Genomic DNA, 26,512 nt, shown 5'->3' with positions numbered 1-26,512 from the left:
TGACCAACGAACGGAAACAGTTCGACAAGGTTAACGGCCCAAGGAGAGAGGCCAAATGGAACGCGAATCCATGGAATTTGACGTGGTCGTCGTCGGTGCCGGTGTATCCGGTCTGTCGGCTGCCATTAAACTGATGCAACTCGCCCAGGAACAGGAAAAAGAAATCACCGTTTGTGTGGTTGAAAAGGGCTCCGAAGTCGGCGCCCATACCCTGTCTGGTGCCGTGATGGAGCCCCGCTCCATGAATGAACTTTTCCCCGACTGGAAAGAACGCGGTGCACCGCTGAACGTTCCGGCCGGCAAGGACGAGTTCATAATATTGAGCGAAACCGGCTCGCAAAAACTCCCCACCCCGCCGCAGATGCATAACAAAGGCAATTACATTGTAAGTCTTGGTAATGTCTGTCGCTGGCTTGGTGAACAGGCCGAAGCGCTTGGCGTTGAAGTCTATCCGGGGTTTGCCGCTGCCGAAGTTCTGTTTAACGACGACGGTTCGGTCAAAGGGATTGCCACAGGCGATATGGGCCTGACGCGTGATGGCACGCCGGGCCCAAACCATGAACCGGGCATGGAACTTCATGCGAAATACACCTTCTTTGCCGAAGGCTGCCGTGGATCGCTGTCTGAACAGTTGATCAAGAAATTTGATCTGCGCAAGAATTCAGACCCGCAAACGTATGGCATCGGCATCAAGGAACTTTGGGAAGTTGATCCCGAAGTTCACAAAGAAGGCCTGATCCAGCATACAACCGGCTGGCCGCTTGATAAGGACACCTATGGCGGGTCGTTCCTGTATCATCTTGATAACAATCAGGTGGTTGTTGGTTTCGTAATTGGTCTGGATTACGAGAACCCGCATCTCAGCCCGTTTGATGAATTCCAGCGTTTCAAAACGCACCCGAAAATCCGCAAGATTTTCGAAAAAGGCCGTCGCATTTCATACGGCGCACGTGCGCTCAACGAAGGCGGGTTCCAGTCGATCCCTGATCTGGTCTTCCCCGGTGGGTGCCTGATCGGTTGTTCGGCAGGCTTTATGAACGTGCCGAAGATCAAAGGATCGCACACCGCGATGAAGACCGGCATGCTTGCCGCTGAAGCCGCGTTCGAGGCCCTGACGGCAGACGAAGTTCCGGCACAGATGGACAGTTACCCGCAGCGTCTAAAAGACAGCTGGGTTTATCCAGAACTGCACAAAGTGCGCAATATCCGCCCAAGCTTTGCCAAATGGGGCTTCTGGGGCGGTATGGCCTACAGTGCGGTTGATACCTATTTGTTGGGCGGCAAGGCACCGTGGACATTTAAAAACCACGCAGATCATTCCTGCCTGAAGCCCGCGTCCGAGATGCCAAAGATCGACTATCCGAAACCGGATGGCGTGGTCAGTTTTGACAAACTGTCATCTGTCTTCCTGTCAAACACCAACCATGGTGAAGACCAGCCTGTGCATCTTACCCTTAAAGATGACAGCGTTCCGGTATCCACCAACCTTGCGGTCTATGACGGGCCAGAAGCCCGTTTCTGCCCGGCCGGGGTTTATGAATTTGTCGAAGATGAAGACAAAGGTGGTCAACGCCTGCAGATCAATGCGCAGAACTGCGTGCATTGTAAAACCTGCGACATCAAGGACCCGACCCAAAACATCGTCTGGGTTGTGCCCGAAGGTGGCGGTGGGCCAAATTACCCGAATATGTAAGACGTTTGGCTTTCCTCATACAAAAAGGCCCGCTATTTGCGGGTCTTTTTCTTTTGGTGTGATGATTGGAATCAACCCATTCACAAATCATATTTCCAAACAAAAGCCGTCTGAAAGTCCTATTCCAATAAATCAGTTTTTCCTTGTGCAAGCTGCAATCTCCGCGTTCAATGCCTTCCCCTTTTAAGCAGCGGTGAAGATGCTATGAAGATTGCAATCGTGACACTCGATGGTTTTAACGAACTTGACAGCTTTGTTGCCCTGTCGATATTAAACCGGGCCAAGGCTGATGGTATCTGCGCTGAAATCACTGCACCGGGCGAAACCGTGACATCGATGAATGGTGTGACTGTTACTGCTCAAAAACCACTGTCATTTGTGAAGGACGCCGATGCGGTGTTACTTGGTAGTGGCATTCATACCCGCGATCATATCAATGACACAGCCATCACACGGGAACTGTTGCTTGATCCGGAACGCCAATTGATTGGTGCGCAATGTTCTGGCGTATTGTTCCTGTATCGTTTGGGGCTTTTGCCTGCGACCATCACCACCGACACCAAAACCCGCCCGACATTGGCCCGGACCGATGCCATCATCGAAGATCGGCCTTTGGTTGCGCAGGGCAATATCGTCACCAGTGGCGGCTGCCTGTCATCAAGCTATCTTGCCGGATGGTTCTTGGCCAAGGCCGTGGGATTGGACAAGGCAATGTCGATCCTTGAAACCGTTGCACCGGTCGGCCAAAGGTCCCAATTTGGCAAACAGGCCCGTGAAATCATTAGCAAACAACTCGATGTTCCGGCAAAGCGCCCGCTTTACTGTTAAGCAGTCCTTCTGCCTCAACCGCCATTTTCTGCGCTTTGGCAAATGTATATCGCATTCCGTCAAATTTGCTATTTGCTGCTTGTTGCAAATGCTTTGCCTTATAATTGCCGACTGAGTAGGCTAAACCCGAAATTCAATGTGGTGTTGATCGATTTGTGACAACACCGAACCCGAATTGCGGACGCAGGACAAGCCTTTGAAACGTCAACTGTTACAATTCATCATTCCGATGACGGCACTTGCTCTTTCGGCCTGTAGCTCTATGCCACAGCAGCCTGAACAAGTTGAATTCCAGTATCCGCAATCTGATGGTTTCTCGGGCAACTTCCTTGCCGGTAAAGCAGCCCAGATCGAAAGCCAGTCGAACTATGCCGCGCAATACTTGTTGCGCGCCCACGAACTTGATCCGGACAACGCAGAATTGCGCCGCCGCGCGTTTCTTGCCCTGATCAGCGATGGTCGCATGGCTGATGCGACGGATATCGCGACACAGCTTCAGGCGGAAAATTCCGAAGACCTGTTTGCCGCTCTGACCGTGATGGATGCAGCCATTGGCGAAAATCGCTATCAGGATGCCATTGATGTCGTCGCAGCCCTTCCACAACGGGGCATTAACGCCCTGATCTCGCCTTTGGCGAAAGCATGGCTTTATGCCGGGTTAAATGCCCCGGAACAGGCCTTAACCGCCCTTGATGAAATGCAGGGAAATGGTTCGCTTACCCCGCTTTCGGAATATCACCGTGGTTTAATTCTTGCCTATTTCGATGATCTGGATGGCGCTGAACGTGCGCTTGCCAGCGCGTATGGCGATCCGGCGGATGCGCCATTACGCGCAGCCGAAGCCCTTGGCGCGGTGTATGAGCGCAAAGGGCAGGTTCAAAAAGCCGCCCTGCTTTATGCAAGCTATATGGACCGCCATCCGCAATCACTTGCCATGCCATTCCATCTTGCCCGTCTTGAACGGGGCGAACCGCCTTTGGCAACCATGCTGCCCCCCGCGGCCGGTCTTGCAGAAGCCTATCTTGATATCGCGACCCTGCTTAGTCAGGAAAATGCGGTTGAACCATCCCTGTTGATGGCGCGCTATTCTCTTTCGCTGCGCCCCTATGACGACATCACCCGCCTTCTGGTTGGCGAAATCATGGAAATTCAGGGCCGGTTTAACACTGCAATTGACGTCTATGGTGCGATTCCCCATGCATCGCCGCACAGCTGGAACGCGCGCCTGCGCATTGCATCCAGCCTTGAGCAGATCGGGGAATCCGATAAAGCGATCAAAATTCTGCAAGACATGGTCGATGAACGCAAAGACCGCCCGGATGCCTTGATCCAGCTTGGCGATATCTTGCGCATTCAGGGTCAATATAGCGAAGCGGCCAGCGCCTATAACAAGGCGATTGAACGATTGGGTGGCGATACGCTGGTTGGCTGGCGATTGCTGTATCGCCGGGGCATTTCTCATGAGCGGGCCGGCGATTGGAAAAAAGCCGAATCCGACTTCCTGCTTGCCCTCGAAATTGAACCAGAACAGCCTTATGTCCTGAATTATCTTGGATATAGCTGGGTTGATATGGGCATGAATTTCGACCAGGCCGAAAACATGCTTAAGCGCGCAGTCGAATTGCAACCTGATGACGGCTATATCGTCGACAGCCTTGGTTGGGTTTATTACAAACTCGGCCGGTTTGATGATGCGGTTGAACAGCTTGAAAAGGCAGTTGAACTGAAACCCGACGATCCGACGATCAATGATCACTTGGGCGACGCCTATTGGCAGATCGGGCGCTATCACGAAGCTCGTTTCCAGTGGCACCGTGCCCTTTCGTTCAATCCGACGACCGAACTGCGGACCACCGTAGAAGCCAAAATCAATGGTCAGGTGCCAAGTGTCGCACCAACTGTCGTGAACTGACCACTTCGGGAAGAAACACCATGTCTGCGACCTATAGCGAACAGGCACCGGCCAAGATCAATCTGTTCCTTCATATCATCGGCAAACGCGACGATGGCTACCATCTTTTGGAAAGCCTCGTCTGCTTTACCGCCGTTGGCGATGTCCTTACCGGTGAGCTTCGCGAAGACGGCATCGTGACCTTGACCATCACGGGGCCAATGGCAACTGGTCTGTCGCTTGATGACACCAATGACAATCTGGTGCTCCGGGCTGCACATCTTCTTCAGCAAGAAACTAAAACCACCCTTGGCGCTGATCTTATCCTTGATAAGCGCCTGCCGATTGCATCGGGCATCGGGGGCGGTTCCGCCGATGCCGCAGCCGCGATCCGGCTTTTGTGCGATATGTGGAAGCTTGATCCTGCCCCCGCAACATTGTCGCGCATTGCGCTATCCTTGGGGGCTGATGTTACGGTTTGCCTTCACGGTCAGACATGCCTGATGTCGGGAATCGGCGATGAGTTAACCGACCTTGCCGATTTGCCACCGATCCCGGTCCTTTTGATCAATCCGGGCAAGGCGGTTTCGACACCCGAAATTTTCAAAGCCCGCGAAGACGAAGATTTCAGCCAAACGGGCCTTTGGAACATCGATCAAGAATTTAACAGTGGCGCGGCCCTTGCCGATGCGCTTTCGGACTGCGGAAATGATCTGACATTGCCTGCCACCGGGATCCTCCCAGAAATTTGTGACGTGCTCAATGCACTGGCCCGCGAGGAAGGCTGCCTTTTGGCAAGAATGTCTGGCAGCGGTGCGACCTGCTTTGGCATTTATGACACCACAGAGCAGGCTGAACGCGCGGCAAATGCTATTGCGCAGGCCAATCCGGACTGGTGGATTTCGCCGACACAAATCCTGTGTCAGGAGGCCCGCACACTGTCAAATATCGGTGCTTCATTCCCAGACTGAACAATGAACAAAAAAACCTTCAAATAGAGGGTTGCGCTCTGGCGAAGGTAACGCTATTTTCCGCGCCACACACGCTGATGGGGCGTGGCCAAGTGGTAAGGCATCGGTTTTTGGTATCGTGTACCGTAGGTTCGAATCCTACCGCCCCAGCCAAGACAAACCGCTTTGAGGTCTTTTCCTCAAAGCGGTTTTCTTTTTTCGGTCTCACGATGTGATTTCTATCACGTCCCGCTTTATCGAAATACCAGTACCATGCGCACAATTGGGCGTTACCTTTCGTCTTCCGAATACATCCGGATGGTATCCCGCCCCGCCTGTTTGGCTTCATACATCGCAACATCCGCGCGCGACACCAACTTATCAATGGTATCATCCGGCCCCGCAATTCCAAGCCCAACACTAAGAGTAAGCTTCACTTCGACATCCTTTGCATGGAAATCGGAATGACGCATACGGTCGGTCAAACGCTCGAGATATTTGAGCGCACCTGCGGCTTTGGTTTCTGGCATCAAAATCAGGAATTCTTCCCCGCCCCAACGTGCAATCACGTCGGTATCACGCATCATTTCAGCCGACACTTTGGCAAAAAGCTTCAACGCATCATCGCCAGTGTCGTGGCCGTAACTATCATTGAGGTCCTTGAAGTTATCGAAATCAAGCAACGCAACAACAAGTGACTTGTTATAACGTTTAACCCGTTCCAATTCAGCCCGCAGACAATCTTCCATGTGACGGCGATTAAATAGGCCCGTCAAAGGATCAAGTGTCGCAAGACGTTCCAATTCTGCGCGGGTTGTCTCCAACTCGCGCCAATCCCGCATACGGGCAATTTCATGCCCCAGCCAGGCTGCGAACAATCGGACAAGCTCGATATCCTGTCCGGTAAATTCCCGTGCCGGGACCGGGCTTGAGAAGTTTAGCGTTCCGTATCGCTCACCATCGGTCACAATCGGTGCGCCAAGATAGGCTTCAAGCCCGAAACTCTTATAACATGGGTGGGTGTGAATTTCACTTTGCGCAACATGGTGAAAGCCCCGAACATCATCTGCTTTGACCACATGACTGCAATAGGTATCACCAAGATCAAAGCTCATGCCTGGAGTTAGGGCGTTTTCAGGATGTATGGCCTGCTGAACTTCGTATTGTTCATTGGTGATTTTGCTGAAAATGCCAATAGGCAGGCCAAAATGTTTAGTCCCAAGCTTCAAAATCGCATCAACGCGCTGTTCAAAATTCAGATCCCGTGACGAGGTTATGTCATGCAGTTGGTTCAGCGCACTTTCCGCAGCCGTCTGGCGCGAAACATTGGTGATCATACCAAAGAAATATACCGTCCCGTCTTCGGCCGTTCGAATAAGCCCCGAGACAGTTGCCCCGTCAAAGACCGAACCGTCTTTGCGGCGATAGCGCACGACAAACCGTTCGCCAAAGCCCTCAGCCACCTCGTTATTGTAGCGGGATTTCCCAAGTTCTTCGAAATCAGCCGGATCGTCAAAAAGGATACGGGTTTCCTGGCCTAACAGCTCACCCTCGTCATAGCCGAAAAAGTCCGATGCCAAGCCGTTGGTCGCAACCACCTTGCGATCCTGATCCACCACCAGTACAGCAGCATCGATATGCTCAAACACCTGGGCCATTTCCAGTCCCAAATTTGCAAAATCAAAATGTTGCTTAGTTTCTAATTCGCTAGACATTTCTACACCCAATCCCTGAAAGGCGGTTTGATCGCGATTGTACGCGCCATAACCACACCTTTATTATCAGCTTCTTAATTAACGATTACTGCAATCGGTCTTTTAAGATTAAACACATCTCATACCATCGCATAGGGCAATTCCACGTTTGCACAATTAATTTAAAGCACCCCGCCTTAACCCCGATGCGATCACCCGGTCATCGCCGCACAAAGTGCCCGAACCCGGCCTGGATCAACCCGCGTTCGGCCTTCGTCTTCCGGTAAAATTCCGTTGGTGAATTTGCATGAAGCGTGCAGTTCGTGGCCACCGGTTGCGCGCAAAATGTCTTGCGCATTGGCCGCATTGATCCCGGCACCGGGTAAAATGCCTATACGTCCCTGCGCCAAGGCCCTCAATTGTGCAAGCTGATGGCGCCCGCTTTGGGCATCTGGCGCACCACCACTGGTCAGGATATGATCGAACCCCATGTCAATCGCCTGCGAAAGTGCTTGTACCTGATCTGCTACCTGATCAAAGGCGCGGTGCAAGGTTGTCTTCAAACCGCGGCATTCTGCCAACAGACTTTGCAAAATATGGACATCAAGCCCACCGGCACCATTACATGCCCCAAACACAACACCTGCCGCACCATGATCGCGCGCGCGCGCAATTTCGCGTTTCATAATCGACACGTCATCGGCGTGATAGCAAAAGTTCCCCGGTCGCGGTCGGATCATGACCATACAGGGTGCCCCAATATCGCCGATACGTTCCATTGCACCGGGTGTCGGCGTTAAGCCACCAAGTGCCAGCGCAGAACAATATTCAATCCGCCCTGCCCCCGCTTTGGTCGCGATCTGGGCGTCCTGAAAACTTTCAACACAGACTTCAAGCAACGGTTGGGATTGCGGTACGGGTTTGTTTTCCGTGGTCATTCTATTTTCCTGCCTCGTGCAAGCGGTAATTGGTCGCCGAATGAAGCATGGCAGCGCCCCGAAGGCCGCCATCACCAGCATAGGCGCCCGGAACAACCAACGGCGCGTCATAGCGTCCCAAAACGCGTTTACGCACCAATGCATCAATCTGTGCAATGATGACATGCTCAGATGCCATCCCGCCGCCGACCGGCACACAATCGGGATCAAGCACATTGACCATCAGGGCAAGTTCACGTGCCACCAGTTCACAATATATCTCGACCGCACGGGCAGCATAGGAATCCCCGGCCCGCCAGGCATCGGTGATGTCAAAGCTGGTAAGTCGGTTACCGCTGATCTGGGCATGAATGTTTTCAAGACCACGCGCACCACCCCATGCATCAAGACATCCGGTCTGCCCGCAACCACAGGCAACCGGCGCAAGACCGGACCGAATGAGGGTTCCGGTAACGTCATTCCCATGACCCCATTCGCCGCGCACACCACTTTTACCGCCAATAAACTGCTTATTGACAACGACCCCGCCACCAACGCCAGTCCCCAATATGATCGCAAAAACCGTCTGGGTATCTTTGGCCGCCCCGCTTAATGCCTCGGCAAGGGCGAAACAATCGGCATCATTTTCCACAAGAATCTTACGGTTCAGAATTTTGGAAAGTTCGGATGCCAGCGACCACCCCATGATAGCAGGGATATTGGCGGAAATAACCGCGCCATTTTGCGGATCAACAGCCCCGGCAAAGCTGATACCGATATCCGGACGCACACCAAATTCACGGTCAGCTTCGTCAAGCACATCAGAAATGACGGCAACAAACGCGTCACGATTGTCTTTTGGCGTCGGTGTTTTACTGTGAAGCAGGATTTCCCCATCATCACTGAAAACGCCGAACTCGATCTTTGATCCGCCGATATCAAAGGCATATTGCATGTTGCTTACCCCATCATCCTGATTGATATGGGGATACACCAGCCTGACCGCTGCCGCAAAAAGAAACGGCACCTGCCCATTTGGACACGTGCCGTTTTCAGATAACTTTCAGACTTGGCTACAATTGGCGCTTATTTGCGCAAACGTGCTGCCAAATCATCATATTCCGGCATTTTATCGACCGGACCAAGGGCGGTGATGGTTGGTTTGCCATCCAACAGCGCCTTGCCTGCACGGCGCACGCTTTCAATGTCGACAGCATCGACCTTGGCAACGATTTCTTCCATGCTTTGCGGGCGACCGAAAATCTGGATCTGACGGGCAAGGGTTTCACAGCGACCGGAATTGCTTTCCATTGCCATGACAACCGATGCTTTAAGCTGTGCACGCGCACGGGTGACTTCTTCTTCGGTCAGATCATCTGTCGCACGCACAAGTTCGTCACACATGACCGGCATCAGTTCACCAATGTCATTAGCCCCCGTACCAGCATAGATCGAAAACAGCCCGCCATCGACATAGTGCGATGAGAAACTATAAACCGAATAAACCAGACCACGCTTTTCGCGGATTTCCTGAAACAGACGCGATGACATGCCGCCCCCCAGCAAAGTGTTAAACACTTGCAGGTCAAAGAAGCTGTCATGCGTATAGGAAACCGTCGGCAAGCCCATAATCACGTGAACCTGTTCAAGTTTACGGTTCTCGATCCGGCTGCCGCCTTCGTATTTCAACGGCTCGATCTCATGATCTTCATGCGCCGGAAGGCTGTCGAACTTTTCCGAAACCATATCGACGACACGCTGATGTTCTACTTTCCCCGATGCAGAAAACACCATGTTTTTCGGGCTGTATCGGCGTGACATGAAATCAAATAAATGATCGCGTGACAGCGAAGATACATTTTCCGGGCTTCCGAGGATAGAACGGCCCAATGCCTGATCTGGCAGGGCGGTTTCCTGGAAATAATCGAAAATGATATCGTCTGGCGTATCGTTGGCCTGACCGATCTCTTGCAAAATCACCTGACGTTCGCGTTCAAGTTCCTTCGCATCCAGGGTGGAGTGCTGAAGGATATCGGCGATCACATCAATTGCCAGTTCCTGATCTTCATGCAGGACCTTGCAGTAATATGCCGTATTCTCGCGCGAGGTATAGGCATTCATCTGCCCACCAACAGACTCGATTTCCTCGGAAATCTGCAATGCCGAACGACGACGCGTGCCTTTAAAGGCCATATGTTCAAGCATATGAGAAATGCCGTTGATATCAGGCGTCTCGTTACGCGCCCCGACTTCAACCCAACTTCCCAAGGCTACAGATTCGACATGGTCAAGACGATCCGTTGCGACCGTCATCCCATTGTCAAGCTTGGTAAGCTCGACTGTCATATAGCAGTACTCCTGTTTTTCATATCATGCCTTTTATCTAATTGGCGTTCAGGCCGCACGCCGATTTTTACGGACATGCGCCATCAATTTCGCCACATCATTGGACATGGGTTCGACCTTTTCTGGTCGGTCATATAGATCAGAAAGACGCGGCGGCAAGTCCGGGTAAATACCCGAAGCCTGCTTTACCGCATCGGGGAATTTTGCTGGATGTGCTGTTGCCAGTGCGACCATCGGAACAGATGTATCACGGTTACATTCACGTCCCGAAACAATCCCGATCACGGAATGCGGATCAACCAGTTCACCACTGGTCTCCAAGATATCCTTGATCGCCGCCCGGGTCTGGTCATCATCAAGACGATAGCCATCGAAATGTTCACGTGCGCGGGCAAACTGCCCTTGCGACATTTCCATAACCCCGGTTTCGCGGAACTTGGTCAGCATGTCGGCAATTGCCAGACCATCACGGTCATACAGATCAAACATCAAACGTTCAAAGTTCGAGCTGACCTGAATGTCCATCGACGGGCTCAGCGACGGTTCAACGCCTTCCATCTTCATCACACCGCTTTCGAAGAAACGGGCAAGGATGTCATTGCGGTTGGCCCCAACCACAAACTGCTTGATCGGAAGGCCCATCTGCATCGCGGCATACCCGGCATAGACATTGCCAAAGTTACCCGACGGAACAGAAAACGAAATTTCGCGATCCGGCGAGCCAAGCTGCGCACCAGCCCAGAAGTAATAGGCGATCTGGCACATGATACGCGCCCAGTTGATCGAGTTTACCGCCGACAGGCCAACTTCATCGCGGAAGCCATGATCATTAAACAGCGCCTTGACCAAATCCTGACAATCGTCAAACGATCCCTCAACAGCAAGGTTATGGACATTGTCTGACAGAATGGTTGTCATCTGGCGACGTTGAACTTCGGAAACCCGACCTTTGGGATGCAGGATAAAGATGTCGATATTTTCCCGGTCACGGCAGGCTTCAATCGCAGCGGAACCTGTATCACCTGACGTCGCACCAACAATCGTGATGCGCTCGCCGCGTTTGGCCAGAACATGGTCAAACAAACGACCAACCACCTGAAGCGCATAATCCTTGAACGCAAGCGTCGGACCATGGAACAGTTCCATGACCCAGTCATTTGCACCAAGCTGTTTTAGCGGTGCGACGGCCTTATGATCAAAGCCCTGATAAGTCTCTTCAAGAATGGCTTTCAGGGCATCGTCATCAACGGTTCCGGCAACAAACGGCTGGATCACTTTGAACGCGACTTCTGCGTAGGTCAGAGTTCGCAGCGCACGGATATCGTCCTTGGAAAAGGTTGGCCAAGTTTCGGGAACATAAAGCCCCCCGTCACGGGCCAGACCGGCAAGAAGAACTTCATCGAACTGCAAAACGGGGGCGCTTCCCCGCGTGCTGACATAGCGCACTAGACCTGCTCCTGAATTAGGCGATTACCAGTTCCGTGCATTCGCGCCTAAAAGGCAGCAAAACACACTCCAACGCCTGAGTTAGTGAGGGGAAGTGCAGACATAGTCAAGGGGCAATCAAACAAGCCTGCCGTGCGATAGGCATTATCGCGCAAGCACATGATCAAGTCGGCGATGATACCGGCCTAATCATCAACAGAAATGCCATGTTCCTTAAGCTTGGCCTCAGCAATCGCCGCGCGACGCACCACAGTGCGATAGTTCCCAAGCAGGATTCGCAAAATTGCTTTGATGAAGCGATCAGAACCCGACATTTTCTTTTCAAATGTCTGTCGGCTGATCGCGATCAGAACCGTCCGTTCGGTTGCACGCGCTGATGCCATCCGCGGTTTGTTATCAACAAGCGCAAGTTCGCCAAACAGGCCTCCGGCTTCGATCGTGCCAAGAATGACCTCTTCTTCACCGTTCAGGGTTTTAAAGACTTCAACCTTGCCTTCTTGCACAACATACGCAGCATTCCCCAGTTTTCCTTCCCGGAAAATAACTTGGTCCACGGCAAAGACCTGCCGGTCCATGACCTTCTTATTACCGTCGGTTATTCCCATATGACTGCAGCGCCTATGAAGATTGAAACGGGAATTTACCCTGTATAACCACTTATCATCGCACGAAAAACCCGGAACCCGAACCCGTTAATGCTAGCAGATTGCTGCGGTCATTCAATTGATTTCACTGCCCGTACCGGCTCAACATATGGGCCTTGAACGCATCAACGCCAAGAACTTTCCCCGTTGCAGCCTGCAAAATTTCATCGGTCGACCGGCTGGAAGCCCGACTGTGAATGTTTGTGCCAAGCCAACCCATCAACGGGCTGAAATCACCGCGTGACAAAGCAGCCGGTATTTCCGGGTTGGCATCCTTGGCAGCGGCATAGATCTGTGCTGCTGCCATTGCCCCCAATGTGTAGGTCGGGAAATAGCCCCAAGCACCAGACGGCCAATGGATATCCTGCATACAGCCATTCCGGTCATCCGATGGCGTAATACCGAGAAGCTTTTCCATCATCTCGTTCCAGGCACCTGGAAGATCAGAAAGCTTCATATCGCCTTCGATCAGGGCGCGCTCCAGCCGATAGCGCAAAATCACATGCGCCGGATAGGTCACTTCATCCGCATCGACACGGATCAAGCCCGGTTCAACGCGGGTATAAAGACGGTGCAGGTTCTTGGCATTCCACGCACCATCATCGCCACCAAATGCCTGTTTGAAGACAGGGCCTGCATAAGTCAGGAATTCTTCGGATCGACAGGCTTGCATTTCAACCAGCAAAGACTGGCTTTCATGCATGGTCATGCCGCGCGCCTTGCCAACCAGTTGGTTCCGCCAGGCTTTTGGCAATCCACGTTCATACATGGCATGCCCTGTTTCGTGCAGAACACCCATGATGGCGGATGTGAAATCATTTTCGTCATAGCGGGTCGTGATGCGCACATCATCGGGAATCCCGCCACAGAACGGATGGTGCGAAATATCCAGACGGCCGTGGTCAAAATCGAACCCGACCGCCTTCATCAAATCAAGCCCTACCTTGTTTTGCGTTTCAATCGGAAACGGCCCAACCGGTGATATCGGCTTATCTTCCGACTTTTGGCGCTCGATGACCTCAGCGGTAAAGTCCGGCAAAAAGCCTTCAAGTTCAGCAAACAGGGTATCGATGCGCTCAGACCGCATCATCGGGTCATATTGATCCAGAAGCGCATCATAAACCGATGTGCCAAGGGCTTCGGCCTTGGCTTGACCTGCTTCAATCGACAGATCAAGAACCACCTGCAATTTTGGCAGCAGACCTTTGAAATCATTATCTGCCCGTGCGGTCCGCCATGCGACTTCGCAACTGGTTTCAGCGCGCGACATTTTTTCAACCAGATCTGCCGGAACGGCGGTGCCATGCACCCAACCACGTTTCATCTCAGACAAATTGGCTTTCTGCCAATCATCAAGACTTTCGCTTTCAGCAGCATCAAGAAGGTCGCCCATCTCAGGGGCATTGACCAGTTCGTTATGCAGGACGCTGAGCGTCGCAAGCTGTTCCGAGCGCGCATCCGCCCCGCCATCTGGCATGATGGCCGCCATGTCCCAATGCAACATCTCGCCGATGTTTGACAGAACGCTCATACGGCGGAAACGGGCTTCGAGCTTTTCATAAGCTTGTGTCATAGCAGCTCCTGCGCGACCGGGATGCCCCATCGCATTTAATCATTCGAACCAAATCATCAGGATAACCTCGTCTGCCAACCATCCTGATGGCTTTTGAACAATGGTGTTTGCGTCTTATGCAGACTTCTTTGAGTGCCCATCATCTGATTTACCGTCATTCGGACGACGATGGTAGAGCACAAACATCACAATCAGCGTCAAGGCGAGGCTGTACCATGTGATGGCATATTCAAGATGACTGTTGGGAAGTTTTACCTTGGCCTGTCCGCCAATTGGCAATCCACCGGGAACGGCGGTGTCATCAAGTTCCAGATAATAAGCGCTTGCAAGTTCAGCACCGCTATCTTCGGCCATATGGTCTACATCGACATAGAACCACTGATTTTTCAGGGGATCATTTTCCGGCTGCGCCCAATGCTTTTCTCGGGGCAGACGCAAAACACCGGTAACATGAACCGAACCTTCAATCAGGCTATCAGGGCGGGTCGCGGGATCACGATAATCAGATGGCACCCAACCACGATTGACCAGAATGATCCGACCATCTTCCTGTTCAAGCGGGGTGATCAATTGAAAACCGACATTGCCGCGTTGTGTGCGCGCCATCAGGTATTTTTCCTGATCGTTCAAATAATGCCCGTCCGCATAAGCTGCGCGAAAGTCGATTTCCGGATCAAGAACGGTGTCTGTTGGCACCGCAATTGGCGGCAACTCCGCCTGTGCCTGACGCTGATCAATCAGGTCCTGCTTCCAGAATAACCTGTCCACCTGCCAAGAGCCGAGCCCCAACAGAATAATCAAAGACAACCCGGCGCAGATTTTCATCGCCAGACTAGGGCGCGTGATGAGAAGTGTCATAAATTGAAATCAGTCCTATTCGGATGTCGATCGATGACGAAATTGCAGCGCCACCATGAGACCTTTTAACGGTCTAAGCAAGATCAGTGTGACACCAACAATCACCGGCCCCCACACCAACGCGTGTAGCCACAGTGGCGGCATATAGGCCATTTCGACCCAAAGTGCCATGGGCACCACAAGAAATCCGAGAATAAAGATAATAAAAACGGCCGGACCGTCACCGGTATCATGCCCGCGTAAATCCAATCCGCAGACATCACAGTTTTCCCGAACCGTCAAATAGCCCGAAAACAGCTTTCCCCCACCGCAGCGGGGGCATTTGCATGCTAACCCGGTACGAATGGGGGAAAGGTTTGGATAAAAATCATCCATGATCTTGGTCCCGAAAAATCGGGTCAGACCGGCTTATTCGCCGCCCCAGATATACACTGCGAAGAACAGGAACAACCAGACAACGTCAACGAAGTGCCAGTACCAAGCTGCCGCCTCAAGACCGAAATGCTGTTTGGCATCGAAGCCATCCTTCATCGCACGAACCAGACAAACAGCGAGGAACACCGTTCCGACAAACACGTGGAAACCGTGGAAACCGGTCGCCATGTAGAAGGTCGAAGAATAGATGTTGTCTGCAAAACCAAACGCAGCATGGCTGTATTCGTACATCTGCAGGAACAGGAAGATGATGCCAAGGCCAACGGTCAGCGCCAGCCCCTGTACCAGATCCTTTTTCTTGCCTTCAAGGCACCCGTGATGCGCCCAGGTCAGGGTACAACCCGACAGCAGCAAGATCAGGGTGTTGAGGAACGGCAGGTCCCACGGATCAAGAACTTCGACCCCTGCAGGCGGCCATTCGGTCACACCCGGGCTAAAGATCACGAACGCGTTGTGGAAGAACGCCCAGAAGAAGGCAACAAAGAACATTACCTCGGATGCGATGAACAACGACATGCCATAACGCAGACCGATCTGAACGACCTTGTTATGGTAAATCTTTGACTCGGCAATAACATTGCCCCACCAACGGAACATCACAAACAGGATGCCCGCAATGCCGATCCCTGCCAGCCAAAAATCAGCCGGCGCACGGTCCGAATGCATGAACATGACCATGCCACCGGTAAACAGACCTGCCGCAGTTGCAGCCACCAACGGCCACGGGCTTGGATCTACCAGGTGGAACGGATGTTTCTGAGCATGATCACTCATTCCTTGTCCCCCTCAATCTTAAAAAAAGAAACTCAAGTACGTTTTATTAAACGGAGTTAACAGACCACCGGATGGTGAACTGTCAGCCTCCCTGATCTTCATTCCCGTCCACAACTTCAACCGATGCCTCGGACTTGAAGAAGGTGTAGGACAGGGTAATTGTCTTTACGTCGTTGGTATTCATGTCTTCGGCAATGGCAGGATCAACATAGAAGCTGACCGGCATGTCGACGCGCTGTCCCGGTTGAAGGGTTTGCTCGTCAAAACAGAAACACGCGATCTTGCTGAAATATTGACCGGCCTTAAGGGGTGTAACGTTATAAACCGCCTGTCCGGTAACCGGACGGACCGACATATTTTCCGCCACATAATGCGCAAGATTATCTTCGCCAAGGCGAACGGTAATCTCGCGTTGTTCTGGTTTAAACTGCCAATTCAGGTCGGAATTCACATCCGCATTGAACCGGATCTTGATCGTTTTTTCAGACACCTCGGCCGGTGCTTCTGTCACGATCTGAGGCGTGCCGCCAAATCCGGTAACCTGACAAAACAGTTTGTAAAGCGGCACAGACGCATAGGCCAAGCCGACCATACCGCCGACAACGACAACACAGCTCAACAAGACACGCTTGTTCTGTGCTTTCATTTTGTCTATGCGCGTCTGGTCAGCCATGGCGTCCTAGCTCATCTTCAAAATTGTGATCGCAAAGAACAGAACGGCCAATCCAGCAAGGATAACCAGAAACACCCTGTTCTTCTTTTTACGTTGGGCAAGAAATGCCGCAAGCTCGGCCTTGTTCTGCTCTGCCTGTTCGCTCATGCCATAAATCCAACCAACCAAACATCCGCAACCATCGCCCCGAACAGGACAAACAGATACAGGATGGAATATCCAAACATCTTGTGCGGTGCGCGTTCTTCAGCATTGCGCAAAACACGAACCGCATGGCGCAAGAACCACAGTCCGGTAAGAACTGCTGTCACACCATAAAAGACACCAAGCAATCCGGTCGCAACCGGCACCAAAGTGACCGGCAAAAGCAGGATGGTATAAATCAGCATCTGCTTTTTGGTTGCCGCTTCACCGGCAACAACCGGCATCATTGGAACCCCGACCTTGGCGTAATCCCCGCAACGGAACAGGGCCAGCGCCCAGAAATGCGGTGGTGTCCACATAAAGATAATCATAAACAGCGCGATTGAATTGATATCAATCCCGCCCGTCACCGACGCCCAGCCGATCATCGGGGGAAACGCCCCGGCGGCACCGCCAATGACGATATTCTGTGGTGTGCTGCGCTTAAGCCACATGGTGTAGACGAAAACGTAGAACGCAATCGAAACAGCCAGCAAAACCGCAGCCGCAATATTGATGGCAACCGCCATCACAGTCACCGACATGATCGACAGGGCAACGCCAAGTGACAGGGCCTCTTCGGCCTGTACGCGCCCTGCCGGAATCGGCCGGTTTTGAGTCCGTTTCATGTGGATGTCGATATCTCGGTCATACCACATATTAATCGACGCAGCCGCGCCACTGGCAACAGCAATACAGGCGATCGCGACGAGTCCCAGGAACGGATGAATTGATCCCGGCGCAATCAACAGACCCACAGCACCGGTAAAGACGACCAAGGTCATCACACCGGGTTTAAGCAGCGCAATATAGTCACGCACCTCCGAAATCGGGAGTTTTGCGATGTCTTCAAGCGCAAGGGTCTGGTTGGCAACCTGCTTGGTCATAGAAATCTGGTCTTCTCTTTTTGGGGCGGTAAGGCGCCCCCCGCAAGACAGTCCTGCGGGGGACTTAAACCAGGATCACTTACTTGATACGCGGCAGTTCGTCAAAGGTATGGAACGGCGGCGGTGAGCTGACGGTCCATTCCAAAGTATCTGCACCTTCACCATATGGGTTTGCTTCGGCCTTCTTGCCACGGATGAAGGCATGCGCCACCACACCAAGGAAGAAGATGGTCGATGCGAACGAAAGATACGCACCGTAAGACGAAACAAGGTTCCAGCCAGCAAACGCATCCGGGTAGTCAGCATAACGACGTGGCATGCCGGCAAGGCCCAAGAAGTGCTGCGGGAAGAAGGTCAGGTTAACGCCGATGAAGAAGAGCCAGAAATGGATCTTCGCACCAAGATCGGAGATCTCGTAACCCGACATTTTGCTGAACCAGTAATAGAAACCAGCAAAGATCGAGAAGATGGCACCAAGTGACAGAACGTAGTGGAAGTGTGCCACAACAAAGTAGGTGTCATGCAACGGCAGATCGAGGCCCGAGTTCGCCAACATCACACCTGTCACACCGCCCACAGTGAACAGGAAGATAAAGCCGATAGCCCAAAGCATCGGTGCACGCAGGGTGATCGAACCACCCCACATGGTCGCAATCCAAGAGAAGATTTTAACCCCGGTCGGAACCGCAATCACCATCGTCGCCGCGGTGAAGTATGCGCGGGTATCAACGTCCATGCCCACCGTATACATGTGGTGCGCCCAAACGATGAAGCCGACAACCCCAATTGCTACCATCGCATATGCCATCCCGAGATAGCCAAAGACCGGCTTGCGCGAGAAGGTAGAGATGATGTGACTGACGATGCCAAAGCCCGGCAGGATCATGATGTAAACTTCAGGATGACCAAAGAACCAGAACAGGTGCTGATACAGGATCGGGTCACCGCCACCGGCCGGATTAAAGAAATCCGTGCCAAAGTTACGGTCGGTCAGAAGCATGGTGATCGCGCCACCAAGAACCGGCACAGCCAGCAGAAGCAGGAATGCAGTTACCAGCATTGCCCACGCAAACAGCGGCATTTTGTGCAGGGTCATACCCGGCGCACGCATGTTAAAGATCGTGGTGATAAAGTTCACCGCGCCAAGGATCGAGCTTGCACCTGCAAGGTGCAGGGCAAAGATCGCCATATCAACGGACGCATCGGGATGCCCGATGATGCCCGAAAGCGGCGGATAAACCGTCCAACCCGTTCCGGCACCGCTGCCAACAACGGCAGATAGCATCAGAAGGATAAAGGCCGGAACAATTAACCAGAACGAAATGTTATTCAAACGCGGGAACGCCATATCAGGCGCGCCAATCATGATCGGGACAAACCAGTTGCCGAACCCGCCAATCATGGCAGGCATAACAACAAAGAACACCATGATCATGCCATGTGCGGTCACAAGCACGTTAAAGAACTGATGATCTTCAATGATCTGCGTTCCCGGATGCGCCAGTTCCATGCGGAACCAGACCGAAAACGCGCCGCCAATAAGGCCGGCAATCACCGAGAAGATAAGATAAAGCGTACCGATGTCTTTATGGTTGGTCGACAGGAACCAACGCGTAAAGAAGCCGGGTGTATGATCATGATCGTGATCATGTGTGTCAGCGTGAGCCATCAATCTCTCCCTCACTCTGCCGATGCCACTGAAACCGAAGTCGGCAAGTCAGCAGATGCGAACTGTTCTTGTGCCTTTGCTACCCAGGCTTCGTATTCTTCCATGGTAACAGCTTTGACTGCGATCGGCATATACGCATGGTTCACACCACACAGCTCCGAACACTGACCATAGAAGGTTGTACCGGCATACTCGCCTGGAATACGGGTCCAGGTTTCGTTCAGTCGGCCCGGCACGGCATCAAGTTTGATAAACAGTGACGGCATTGCCCAGTTATGGATCACGTCATCAGAGGTCATGATCAAACGAATGTTCGCATCCACTGGCAGGACAACGGGATTGTCCACGTCCAGAAGACGGTTTTTACCTTCGGCAACGGCGGTTTCTTCGTCGATCATCAAGGAATCGAACGTGAAGTTGCCGCTATCTGGATATTCGTAAGTCCAGTACCACTGCTTACCTATGATCTTAAGGGTAAGATCGGCATCCTCGATACGGTCTGCAAAATACAGCAGGCGGAACGACGGGATCGCAATGACAAGAAGAATAAGTACCGGAACGACAGTCCAAACCACTTCCAAAAGGGTGTGGTGGGTCGTTTTCGACGGTACCGGGTTACGTTTTGCGCTGAAACGGAAAAGAACATACAGCAGCAAAAACAGGACGATCACGGTAACGATCGTCATTAACCACGTAAGCAAAACAAAGAATTCGTGGCCTTCAACAGCCACTGGCGAAACCGGATGCTGCAACCCAAGCTGCCAAGGCTCGGGCTGACCAACAGCAGCAAGTGCTGAACCATCAAAGCCGGTAATTACCGCCAATCCCAACAGAAAGATGGGAAATAGCTTCTTGATCGACATGCGAATCTGCCCCCTCGCATTACATCTCAAGGCGATATGCCTCAATCGTCTCCACCCCTAACGGCGACATCTTGTCTGAGGATAATGGCCCCTCTCAAGGACAATATCATCTTCTCAACCAAAGATTTACGCACACCATTAGACCGGAGCATTTCCTCTGACATATCTTATTCTTAATAAGCCTGCACCCGAAAGTACATCAGTAAGGCAGGCAAATACCGTATCTTATGCACCTGTTCCAGAAAAAACCTCGCTGCGATGCACAAAAAATGTATTTGCAATCAAATTGAATTATCGCTCTGGTTTTGATCAAAACAGCAGTAAATCCCCACCCTTAGATAGAAAAACCGCCATTCTGCCTAATATATCCAGATCGCCTCCTTGATTGCTGCCCTGCAATATAGACAGAAAAGCCGGTTAAATCCCTTCAACCAATGGCTAAAGCCTTCTGCGCGCGTTGCCCGACACCGAACTCATCAATACTGAGAAGTGCCGTTACGGCATGTTGAGTTTTACGTTGCTATGCACCACATCATCACGCGATTGCCGATAACCACTTGTTCGAACGTGCGATTCGCGCAGATGAATATGATAAATAGTGCATGCTTAAATTAAATTCCGCGATTGAAGCCTTTAATTATGTATGTTTTTCCCCAATATCACGGATATGAATTCGGTTGGCGCGATAAGGTTTGCAGGCTACTCTACCCAAACGTATGCATCCGACTAACCAATCGCTGTAAGCGGCTTTCATAGCCTCTTACAGGATGCCGACAGATAAAAGACAGAGGTTCGTCGATGGCACACCCAGGAAGCAAAAGACTTTTCACCGCCGAAATGCGGTTGCTCAACAAGCTCGAAACCATGAGCGACATGGTCAATCTACCAACCGAAATGCCAATTGATGCGGCTTCATCGGGTGGTGGCGCTGATCTTTCGACACTTCATACTGCGATCGAAGACCTTAAGCTTGAGCTGCTGTCTGATATCCGCATCATGATCGAAGAACAGAAAAAGCTGACGGCACAGCCCGTCGAAAGCGAACAGGGAGACGCGCGCAACGAGCTGCGCATGATGAAAACTGAAATTCGCGCGCTTGCCAATTCCATTCAGGAAACCAAAAAAGAAATCGCCGCCCTGTATACTGCGCCCGAAGACACTTCGGGAACGCGTCTTAACATTGTTAAGGGCGAGCTTGATTCCGTCGTCGCCGCAACAGAGGACGCCACGGCAAACATCCTGGACACCGTCGAAAAGATTGACGCTGTTGCCCACAATATTCGATCTGCTGCCACCGATGATTACACGCAGGGCCTTGCGGACGACATTGTTGAACTGGTCGTCAAAGTCTTTGAATCCTGTAACTTCCAGGATCTGACCGGACAGCGCATCACAAAAGTCGTAAACACCATGAAATACATCGAAGAACGCGTGAACCGCGTGATCGAAATTTGGGGTGATGATGACTTTGGCGACTTTGATCTGCCTGCTGATCCCAAAGGTCTTGATAACCTTGATAAAACGGTTACCAAGGCCCCGCAGAACGCCCAGCGCGTTTCACAGGATGAAGTTGATCAAATCTTCTCGCAGGAAGAAATTGACGCCCTGTTTGACTAACCCGATTGGGCATTAGCCAAAATGCATAAAGCCTGCCAGTCGGCAGGCTTTTTCTTTGGAAAAATTCGGGTCCGAGTGCCCATTGGGTTAGGCGTGACCAGCCTCACCCGAAAGCAATTCCGGTGCAAAGCCAAGTTTGGTAAAGGCCTGCTCCCACTTATCTTCGCAATCGATATCAAACAAAAGATCGGCATCCGCATCAACATGCAGCCAGCCATTGGCAAGGATTTCATTTTCCAGTTGCCCGCTGCGCCATCCGGCATATCCAAGTGCAAGAATACGGCTTTGCGGGCCTTCACCCAGTGCAATCTGCTCCAGAATATCAACTGTCGCCGTTACCGAGACACCCCGGTCAACATGCAAGGTTGCTTCGTTTGAAAAATCCGTCGAATGCAAAACAAACCCGCGGCTGCTTTCAACCGGACCACCGAAATGGACCTGAATGTCTTCAATGGTCGGCGCGGGACGGGCAATACCAAGCTGTTCAAGCAGTTCAGGAAAAGTGATGCTGTCAATGACGCGGTTAATCACCAGCCCCATCGCACCGTCTTCATTATGGGCACAGATATAGACAACACTTTGCGAAAAGCGTGGATCACGCATGCCAGGCATTGCCACCAGCAGCTTTCCACCCAGATATTCGCCAGTGTCTACTTTTTCGCCCATCTCGCAACTCTTTCCGTACTGTTTCATGAAGCCTAGCGCGATTGCCCTTCTTTTACCATCAAGAACCCTGAAAAACGTAATGCAACATCCTTCACGCCAAGTCTTGCCGACTATCTTAGATGTAGTGTTTCCGCCCCGCATACGCCAAGGTCCATGTTCATTTTATTGCATATGCCGCGCGAAGTTATCCAAACCGCGCTGCTTACTGATAACGAGGTCACGCAGTCGTGGCTTGATTTGATTGATCCTTACGATTACGCCTTCAGAAGGTCACAGGCGTTTGTTTTGTGCGACAACTACGACCTGAACGATAAAGATCAATATCACCTGCTAAGGACCAAGACGTGCTCCGCCACCTGATCGCCCGCCTTACAATCGTGCTTACCTTTGCCCTGACAATGATTGGCGCGATGGCTCCTGCCATGGCGGCCTCGGACATGGCATCGGACTGGGTTGACGAAGATTTTGCGTCCCTGCGCCTGATCAGTGCGCAGACCCGCACCACCACGTCTGACACGCTTCGTCTTGGTCTTGAATTTGAACTGCAGCCTGATTGGAAAATCTACTGGCGCAGTGCCGGGGATGCTGGTTTCCCGCCGCAACTAGATTGGAGCGGTTCAGAAAACATCGGCGATGCCGAAATTCTGTGGCCTGCCCCGCACCGGTTTTCGATTTTTGGGCTGGAAACATTTGGCTATAAAAACCACATCATCCTGCCGATTGACGTTGCTGTCCCAAATCCGGATCAACCCGTTTCAATTGCCCTTGATGTTGACTACCTCGTCTGCAGCGATATTTGCATTCCGGCAGTCGCCACCTTCAATCTTGATATTCCGGCCAACGACGCCACAACAGGCACCTCTTCCCCATCGGTTGCCAGCAACCACGCCCATCAGATTGAGAAATTTGTCTCGCGCGTGCCCCTAACGGGTCCCGGTCTTCCGATTTCGGTCAGCCACATTTCCAGCAGCCAGACAGCTGATCAGACAATATTGCATCTTGGGATCCGTGGCCTTTCATCGGCCGGGGTCAATATTGATGACATCCTGGTCGAAAGCGACCGTCGCATTGGGTTCTCCGCCCCTGTCGCCGCACAAACACCAGCAGATGGCGACCTTGATCTGCAATATTTCGACCTTGCTGTCTTTGGCTTGGAAGACGGCCAGAACCTGATTGATGTCCCACTCACCATCACTGTAATTGCCGGGCCGTTATCCGTTGAACAAGACCTTTTGGTCGGCAGCAATAACGATCAAATCGCATCGAACGGCACCGGGTCCCCGAGCGTGCGGGCAGATATCAATATTTGGCTGATCGGGCTGTTTGCGTTGCTTGGCGGGCTGATCCTGAACGTCATGCCTTGCGTCTTGCCGGTTCTTTCGATCAAGGTCATGTCCGTGATCAATGTGCGCGAACAGGATATCGGCAAGGTGCGGTTTGGCTTCCTTGCAAGTGCGGCGGGCATTGTCACATCATTCTGGCTTATTGCAGCGGTCTTGATCGCCATTAAGCTTACTGGCGGATCGATCGGCTGGGGCATTCAGTTCCAACAACCGCTGTTCCTGACGGTCATGACCATTATTCTTGCGCTGTTCGCCCTCAATATGTGGGGCCAGTTTGAAATTGGCGGTTCGGATCAATTGGGCAATGCGGCCAATGATGCCATTACCAAACAGGAAACAAATGGCCGTTACCTGAGTAGCCATTTCTTGACCGGCATGTTTGCAACATTACTCGCAACCCCCTGTTCTGCACCCTTCCTTGGCACGGCTGTTGGCTTTGCCCTTGCCGGTGACAATCTGGATATCTTCTGGATTTTCACCCTGCTTGGGATTGGCCTTGCCTTGCCCTATCTGGCAATTGCCATTCAACCCCGTGTGGCGCATGTCTTGCCCAAACCGGGCCGCTGGATGAATATCGTAAAGGCGGTTCTTGGACTGGCCCTGATCGGGACGGCGGTTTGGCTGTTGGGTATTCTATCGGTTCAAATTGGCATGACGGGCGCCATTTTCGTTGGCGTTGGCCTGGTAATCGGTGGGGTGTTTGTCTGGGCACGTAAACGTGCATCATCCCTACGTCCGCGATTTACCTTTACCGCATTTGCTGTCCTGGGCTTCCTTGTCGCCCTGTTTGCACCGGGCTTCTCCCAACCCCTCGCACCGATGGCGGGCAATACCAAAACAGGCCCGCTTCAATGGCAAAGCTTCGCACCTGAAACCATTGACACCCTTGTCGCAGATGGAAAAACGGTTTTGGTCGATGTCACCGCCGAATGGTGCGTGACCTGTCAGGTCAATAAAAAGCTGGTGCTTGAAACAGCTGAGGTTGCCGATGCGCTTCAAAGCGACAACATCGTTCTGATGCAGGCCGACTGGACCCGCCCGAACCAACAGATTTCTGATTATCTGGCATCGTATGGGCGTTTTGGTATTCCGTTTAATGCGGTCTTTGGTCCCAATGCACCTGACGGAATTTTACTATCGGAATTGCTCAGCACCGATGCTGTTTTGACTGCTTTGCGCAATGCCAATAGCACCAGTGACCTTGCGAAAAACGCACAATGATCACAACTCAAGGGTCGCCCGTAGAGAAAATGCAGCAGGTGTTTTAGGCATCACTCAAAGATCCCTGAAAAGTCTTCCTGATGAAACTTACGAAAAACACCGCTGGATGGCATTGAACATCCAGCAAATTTGTAGTTTGATTCCCAACCATACGATCCACCGCGTAATCAACGGGATTGCGCAACCATACGGAGATACCCATGACCATTTCAGTCGGCAATGAACTCCCGGACGTCACTCTTTTCCGCGCCACCAGCGATGGCCCAGAAGCCGTAAACTCCAAAGAATTCTTTGCAGGCCGCAAAGTCGTTCTGTTTGCTGTTCCTGGTGCTTTTACCCCGACCTGTTCGGCCAAGCACCTTCCGGGATTCGTCGCCAAATCCGACGAGATCAAAGCAAAGGGTGTCGATGAGATTGCATGCCTTGCATCGAACGATGCGTTCGTCATGCAGGCATGGGCCACCAGCGAAAAAGCCACCGACATCACCATGTTGTCTGACGGTGATCTGGCATTCGTCGATGCAACCGGTCTTGAACTTGATCTGACCGGCCGAGGCCTTGGCAAACGTGCCAACCGTTTTGCCATGGTCGTTGAAAACGGCAAAGTTACCCATCTTGCTGTCGAAGAGCCGGGCGCATTTGATGTATCAAGTGCCGAAGCCGTACTTGCAAAGCTCTAAGCTGAATTTTTGCAGGTAAAAACACATAAAGCTCCGCAGACAACTGCGGAGCTTTATTATTATGTTTGAAGCCAAGACGGCGTTGCGTGGTTAGCGCGGCAACAGCACCGGTATCGGGTCTGACTTGCTGTCATAGTCACACTCAAAGGTCGGGTTGGTGTGCTTTGCGATGAAATGCACAACCCCTTCCCGGAAGCTGCCTTTGATCGGCGACCAGCTCATGTAAACACCGCCGCGGCCGTCATATTCGCGAATATCGGGATCACGCATCAGTTCCGAAAAACTGTGCCCAAGATCCTCTGTCGCGCCTGCGACGAGCCAAGATGGCTTTATCCCGCCATGCCACAGCAAATACACACCACCAACTCCATTCAGTTTAAGTTCTGAAATTTCATCGATCATGAAGAGGCGATAGTAGTCACCACGCGGGCTCTTCCGCCACTTAATATCCTGCGCCTTAGGCTGGCGAATAGCACCAAGAGACCAAAATCCCATAGTATCCTCCAAGCACGCTAAAACGCGTGCAACCGAATATCACACGCATCCCAACATCGCTTCTTATTCTTATAGGTATGAACCTACCCCAACATTTGTAAACGTTTAGTTGACGAAAGGCCCTGCTTGGACACCTTCACCCTTTTTCTTTGAAAGGGTTGGGTAC

General features: G+C 52.1%; 24 protein-coding genes and 1 tRNA gene. 8 read left to right on the top strand and 17 right to left on the bottom strand.

What is annotated here, in order from left to right; genetic code table 11:
• Nucleotides 1-55: 55 nt before the first annotated feature.
• The 5 genes from ACQ0MK_RS20285 to ACQ0MK_RS20265 all read left to right on the top strand — a co-directional run bounded on the left by ACQ0MK_RS20285 (nucleotide 56) and on the right by ACQ0MK_RS20265 (nucleotide 5,536).
• Nucleotides 56-1,693, top strand: a complete 1,638-nt coding sequence (locus tag ACQ0MK_RS20285) for an electron transfer flavoprotein-ubiquinone oxidoreductase (RefSeq protein WP_430474157.1) — start codon at nucleotides 56-58, stop codon at nucleotides 1,691-1,693.
• A 204-nt stretch (nucleotides 1,694-1,897) separates the two neighbouring features.
• Nucleotides 1,898-2,521: a DJ-1/PfpI family protein gene (locus ACQ0MK_RS20280; protein WP_430474156.1), complete on the top strand. Its 624-nt coding sequence runs from the start codon at nucleotides 1,898-1,900 to the stop codon at nucleotides 2,519-2,521.
• A gap of 196 nt (nucleotides 2,522-2,717) precedes the next feature.
• Entirely contained in the window at nucleotides 2,718-4,433 is a 1,716-nt protein-coding gene (locus ACQ0MK_RS20275) for a tetratricopeptide repeat protein (RefSeq protein ID WP_430474155.1), read from the top strand.
• Between the two features lie 20 nt (nucleotides 4,434-4,453).
• Nucleotides 4,454-5,383 (top strand): 4-(cytidine 5'-diphospho)-2-C-methyl-D-erythritol kinase, encoded by a 930-nt coding sequence (locus ACQ0MK_RS20270; RefSeq protein ID WP_430474154.1) that lies wholly within the window; start codon nucleotides 4,454-4,456, stop codon nucleotides 5,381-5,383.
• Between the two features lie 78 nt (nucleotides 5,384-5,461).
• A tRNA-Gln gene (locus tag ACQ0MK_RS20265) sits at nucleotides 5,462-5,536 on the top strand.
• Nucleotides 5,537-5,652: 116 nt separating this feature from the next.
• Here ACQ0MK_RS20265 and ACQ0MK_RS20260 read toward each other — a convergent pair.
• From ACQ0MK_RS20260 to coxB, 15 genes are all read right to left on the bottom strand, one after another.
• Nucleotides 5,653-7,020 (bottom strand): diguanylate cyclase, encoded by a 1,368-nt coding sequence (locus ACQ0MK_RS20260; RefSeq protein ID WP_430474153.1) that lies wholly within the window; start codon nucleotides 7,018-7,020, stop codon nucleotides 5,653-5,655.
• Between the two features lie 248 nt (nucleotides 7,021-7,268).
• Nucleotides 7,269-7,994 (bottom strand): copper homeostasis protein CutC, encoded by a 726-nt coding sequence (locus ACQ0MK_RS20255; RefSeq protein WP_430474152.1) that lies wholly within the window; start codon nucleotides 7,992-7,994, stop codon nucleotides 7,269-7,271.
• Between the two features lies 1 nt (nucleotide 7,995).
• Nucleotides 7,996-8,928 carry an ROK family protein gene (locus ACQ0MK_RS20250; protein WP_430474151.1) on the bottom strand — a complete coding sequence of 311 codons (933 nt, stop codon included), beginning with the start codon at nucleotides 8,926-8,928 and terminating at the stop codon, nucleotides 7,996-7,998.
• Nucleotides 8,929-9,059: 131 nt separating this feature from the next.
• Complete coding sequence (locus tag ACQ0MK_RS20245) at nucleotides 9,060-10,319, bottom strand: M16 family metallopeptidase (protein WP_430474150.1); 1,260 nt, start codon at nucleotides 10,317-10,319, stop codon at nucleotides 9,060-9,062.
• Nucleotides 10,320-10,367: 48 nt separating this feature from the next.
• Entirely contained in the window at nucleotides 10,368-11,765 is a 1,398-nt protein-coding gene (gene thrC / locus ACQ0MK_RS20240; protein WP_430474149.1) for a threonine synthase, read from the bottom strand.
• 185 nt (nucleotides 11,766-11,950) lie between these two features.
• A complete protein-coding gene (locus ACQ0MK_RS20235) occupies nucleotides 11,951-12,370 on the bottom strand; it encodes a cyclic nucleotide-binding domain-containing protein (RefSeq protein WP_430474148.1) in 420 nt (139 codons plus the stop codon).
• Nucleotides 12,371-12,494: 124 nt separating this feature from the next.
• Nucleotides 12,495-13,982 (bottom strand): carboxypeptidase M32, encoded by a 1,488-nt coding sequence (locus tag ACQ0MK_RS20230; protein ID WP_430474147.1) that lies wholly within the window; start codon nucleotides 13,980-13,982, stop codon nucleotides 12,495-12,497.
• Between the two features lie 114 nt (nucleotides 13,983-14,096).
• Nucleotides 14,097-14,840 (bottom strand): SURF1 family protein, encoded by a 744-nt coding sequence (locus ACQ0MK_RS20225; protein ID WP_430474146.1) that lies wholly within the window; start codon nucleotides 14,838-14,840, stop codon nucleotides 14,097-14,099.
• Nucleotides 14,841-14,855: 15 nt separating this feature from the next.
• Nucleotides 14,856-15,215, bottom strand: coding sequence for a DUF983 domain-containing protein (locus ACQ0MK_RS20220; RefSeq protein ID WP_350040906.1), 360 nt, complete (start codon nucleotides 15,213-15,215; stop codon nucleotides 14,856-14,858).
• A 33-nt stretch (nucleotides 15,216-15,248) separates the two neighbouring features.
• Entirely contained in the window at nucleotides 15,249-16,049 is an 801-nt protein-coding gene (locus tag ACQ0MK_RS20215; RefSeq protein WP_350040907.1) for a cytochrome c oxidase subunit 3, read from the bottom strand.
• A gap of 82 nt (nucleotides 16,050-16,131) precedes the next feature.
• Nucleotides 16,132-16,722 carry a cytochrome c oxidase assembly protein gene (locus tag ACQ0MK_RS20210; RefSeq protein WP_430474145.1) on the bottom strand — a complete coding sequence of 197 codons (591 nt, stop codon included), beginning with the start codon at nucleotides 16,720-16,722 and terminating at the stop codon, nucleotides 16,132-16,134.
• A 6-nt stretch (nucleotides 16,723-16,728) separates the two neighbouring features.
• Nucleotides 16,729-16,869, bottom strand: a complete 141-nt coding sequence (locus tag ACQ0MK_RS20205) for a hypothetical protein (protein WP_430474144.1) — start codon at nucleotides 16,867-16,869, stop codon at nucleotides 16,729-16,731.
• Nucleotides 16,866-17,792 carry a heme o synthase gene (locus tag ACQ0MK_RS20200; RefSeq protein ID WP_350160729.1) on the bottom strand — a complete coding sequence of 309 codons (927 nt, stop codon included), beginning with the start codon at nucleotides 17,790-17,792 and terminating at the stop codon, nucleotides 16,866-16,868. Before ACQ0MK_RS20200 ends, ACQ0MK_RS20205 begins: the two co-directional genes overlap by 4 nt.
• Nucleotides 17,793-17,871: 79 nt before the next feature.
• The gene (gene ctaD, locus ACQ0MK_RS20195; protein ID WP_430474143.1) at nucleotides 17,872-19,461 is read right to left on the bottom strand and encodes a cytochrome c oxidase subunit I; all 1,590 of its coding nucleotides are present in this window, start codon (nucleotides 19,459-19,461) and stop codon (nucleotides 17,872-17,874) included.
• Between the two features lie 11 nt (nucleotides 19,462-19,472).
• The gene (gene coxB / locus ACQ0MK_RS20190) at nucleotides 19,473-20,324 is read right to left on the bottom strand and encodes a cytochrome c oxidase subunit II (RefSeq protein WP_430474142.1); all 852 of its coding nucleotides are present in this window, start codon (nucleotides 20,322-20,324) and stop codon (nucleotides 19,473-19,475) included.
• A 798-nt stretch (nucleotides 20,325-21,122) separates the two neighbouring features.
• On the opposite strand from coxB, the gene ACQ0MK_RS20185 reads away from it, so the two are divergent.
• The gene (locus ACQ0MK_RS20185; protein ID WP_430474141.1) at nucleotides 21,123-21,941 is read left to right on the top strand and encodes a hypothetical protein; all 819 of its coding nucleotides are present in this window, start codon (nucleotides 21,123-21,125) and stop codon (nucleotides 21,939-21,941) included.
• Nucleotides 21,942-22,028: 87 nt separating this feature from the next.
• Here the strand turns inward: ACQ0MK_RS20185 and ACQ0MK_RS20180 are convergent, their stop codons facing one another.
• Nucleotides 22,029-22,607, bottom strand: coding sequence for a YqgE/AlgH family protein (locus ACQ0MK_RS20180; protein WP_430474140.1), 579 nt, complete (start codon nucleotides 22,605-22,607; stop codon nucleotides 22,029-22,031).
• 344 nt (nucleotides 22,608-22,951) lie between these two features.
• On the opposite strand from ACQ0MK_RS20180, the gene ACQ0MK_RS20175 reads away from it, so the two are divergent.
• Nucleotides 22,952-25,171, top strand: coding sequence for a protein-disulfide reductase DsbD family protein (locus ACQ0MK_RS20175; RefSeq protein WP_430474139.1), 2,220 nt, complete (start codon nucleotides 22,952-22,954; stop codon nucleotides 25,169-25,171).
• Between the two features lie 200 nt (nucleotides 25,172-25,371).
• Nucleotides 25,372-25,851, top strand: a complete 480-nt coding sequence (locus ACQ0MK_RS20170; protein ID WP_430474138.1) for a peroxiredoxin — start codon at nucleotides 25,372-25,374, stop codon at nucleotides 25,849-25,851.
• 90 nt (nucleotides 25,852-25,941) lie between these two features.
• Here ACQ0MK_RS20170 and ACQ0MK_RS20165 read toward each other — a convergent pair whose 3' ends face one another.
• The gene (locus tag ACQ0MK_RS20165) at nucleotides 25,942-26,346 is read right to left on the bottom strand and encodes a hypothetical protein (protein ID WP_430474137.1); all 405 of its coding nucleotides are present in this window, start codon (nucleotides 26,344-26,346) and stop codon (nucleotides 25,942-25,944) included.
• Nucleotides 26,347-26,512: the final 166 nt, after the last annotated feature.

Source organism: Thalassospira lucentensis (assembly GCF_050516545.1).
GTDB classification, from domain to species: domain Bacteria; phylum Pseudomonadota; class Alphaproteobacteria; order Rhodospirillales; family Thalassospiraceae; genus Thalassospira; species Thalassospira lucentensis_C.
The sequence above is the reverse complement of the archived record's forward strand: the minus strand, read 5'-3'. Positions and strand labels throughout refer to the sequence as shown.

Bases quoted from the DNA above. Each gene is read 5' to 3' on its own strand.
- ACQ0MK_RS20205 (WP_430474144.1), bottom strand. From the start codon at position 16,869: ATGAGCGAACAGGCAGAGCAGAACAAGGCCGAGCTTGCGGCATTTCTT.
- ACQ0MK_RS20245 (WP_430474150.1), bottom strand. From the start codon at position 10,319: ATGACAGTCGAGCTTACCAAGCTTGACAATGGGATGACGGTCGCAACG.
- ACQ0MK_RS20220 (WP_350040906.1), bottom strand. From the start codon at position 15,215: ATGGATGATTTTTATCCAAACCTTTCCCCCATTCGTACCGGGTTAGCA.
- ACQ0MK_RS20250 (WP_430474151.1), bottom strand. From the start codon at position 8,928: ATGCAATATGCCTTTGATATCGGCGGATCAAAGATCGAGTTCGGCGTT.
- coxB (WP_430474142.1), bottom strand. From the start codon at position 20,324: ATGTCGATCAAGAAGCTATTTCCCATCTTTCTGTTGGGATTGGCGGTA.
- ACQ0MK_RS20180 (WP_430474140.1), bottom strand. From the start codon at position 22,607: ATGGGCGAAAAAGTAGACACTGGCGAATATCTGGGTGGAAAGCTGCTG.
- ACQ0MK_RS20215 (WP_350040907.1), bottom strand. From the start codon at position 16,049: ATGAGTGATCATGCTCAGAAACATCCGTTCCACCTGGTAGATCCAAGC.
- ACQ0MK_RS20185 (WP_430474141.1), top strand. From the start codon at position 21,123: ATGGCACACCCAGGAAGCAAAAGACTTTTCACCGCCGAAATGCGGTTG.
- ACQ0MK_RS20210 (WP_430474145.1), bottom strand. From the start codon at position 16,722: ATGGCTGACCAGACGCGCATAGACAAAATGAAAGCACAGAACAAGCGT.
- ACQ0MK_RS20165 (WP_430474137.1), bottom strand. From the start codon at position 26,346: ATGGGATTTTGGTCTCTTGGTGCTATTCGCCAGCCTAAGGCGCAGGAT.
- ACQ0MK_RS20280 (WP_430474156.1), top strand. From the start codon at position 1,898: ATGAAGATTGCAATCGTGACACTCGATGGTTTTAACGAACTTGACAGC.
- ACQ0MK_RS20200 (WP_350160729.1), bottom strand. From the start codon at position 17,792: ATGACCAAGCAGGTTGCCAACCAGACCCTTGCGCTTGAAGACATCGCA.
- ACQ0MK_RS20285 (WP_430474157.1), top strand. From the start codon at position 56: ATGGAACGCGAATCCATGGAATTTGACGTGGTCGTCGTCGGTGCCGGT.
- ACQ0MK_RS20270 (WP_430474154.1), top strand. From the start codon at position 4,454: ATGTCTGCGACCTATAGCGAACAGGCACCGGCCAAGATCAATCTGTTC.
- ACQ0MK_RS20170 (WP_430474138.1), top strand. From the start codon at position 25,372: ATGACCATTTCAGTCGGCAATGAACTCCCGGACGTCACTCTTTTCCGC.
- ctaD (WP_430474143.1), bottom strand. From the start codon at position 19,461: ATGGCTCACGCTGACACACATGATCACGATCATGATCATACACCCGGC.
- ACQ0MK_RS20235 (WP_430474148.1), bottom strand. From the start codon at position 12,370: ATGGGAATAACCGACGGTAATAAGAAGGTCATGGACCGGCAGGTCTTT.
- ACQ0MK_RS20225 (WP_430474146.1), bottom strand. From the start codon at position 14,840: ATGACACTTCTCATCACGCGCCCTAGTCTGGCGATGAAAATCTGCGCC.
- ACQ0MK_RS20260 (WP_430474153.1), bottom strand. From the start codon at position 7,020: ATGGCCCAGGTGTTTGAGCATATCGATGCTGCTGTACTGGTGGTGGAT.
- ACQ0MK_RS20255 (WP_430474152.1), bottom strand. From the start codon at position 7,994: ATGACCACGGAAAACAAACCCGTACCGCAATCCCAACCGTTGCTTGAA.
- ACQ0MK_RS20230 (WP_430474147.1), bottom strand. From the start codon at position 13,982: ATGACACAAGCTTATGAAAAGCTCGAAGCCCGTTTCCGCCGTATGAGC.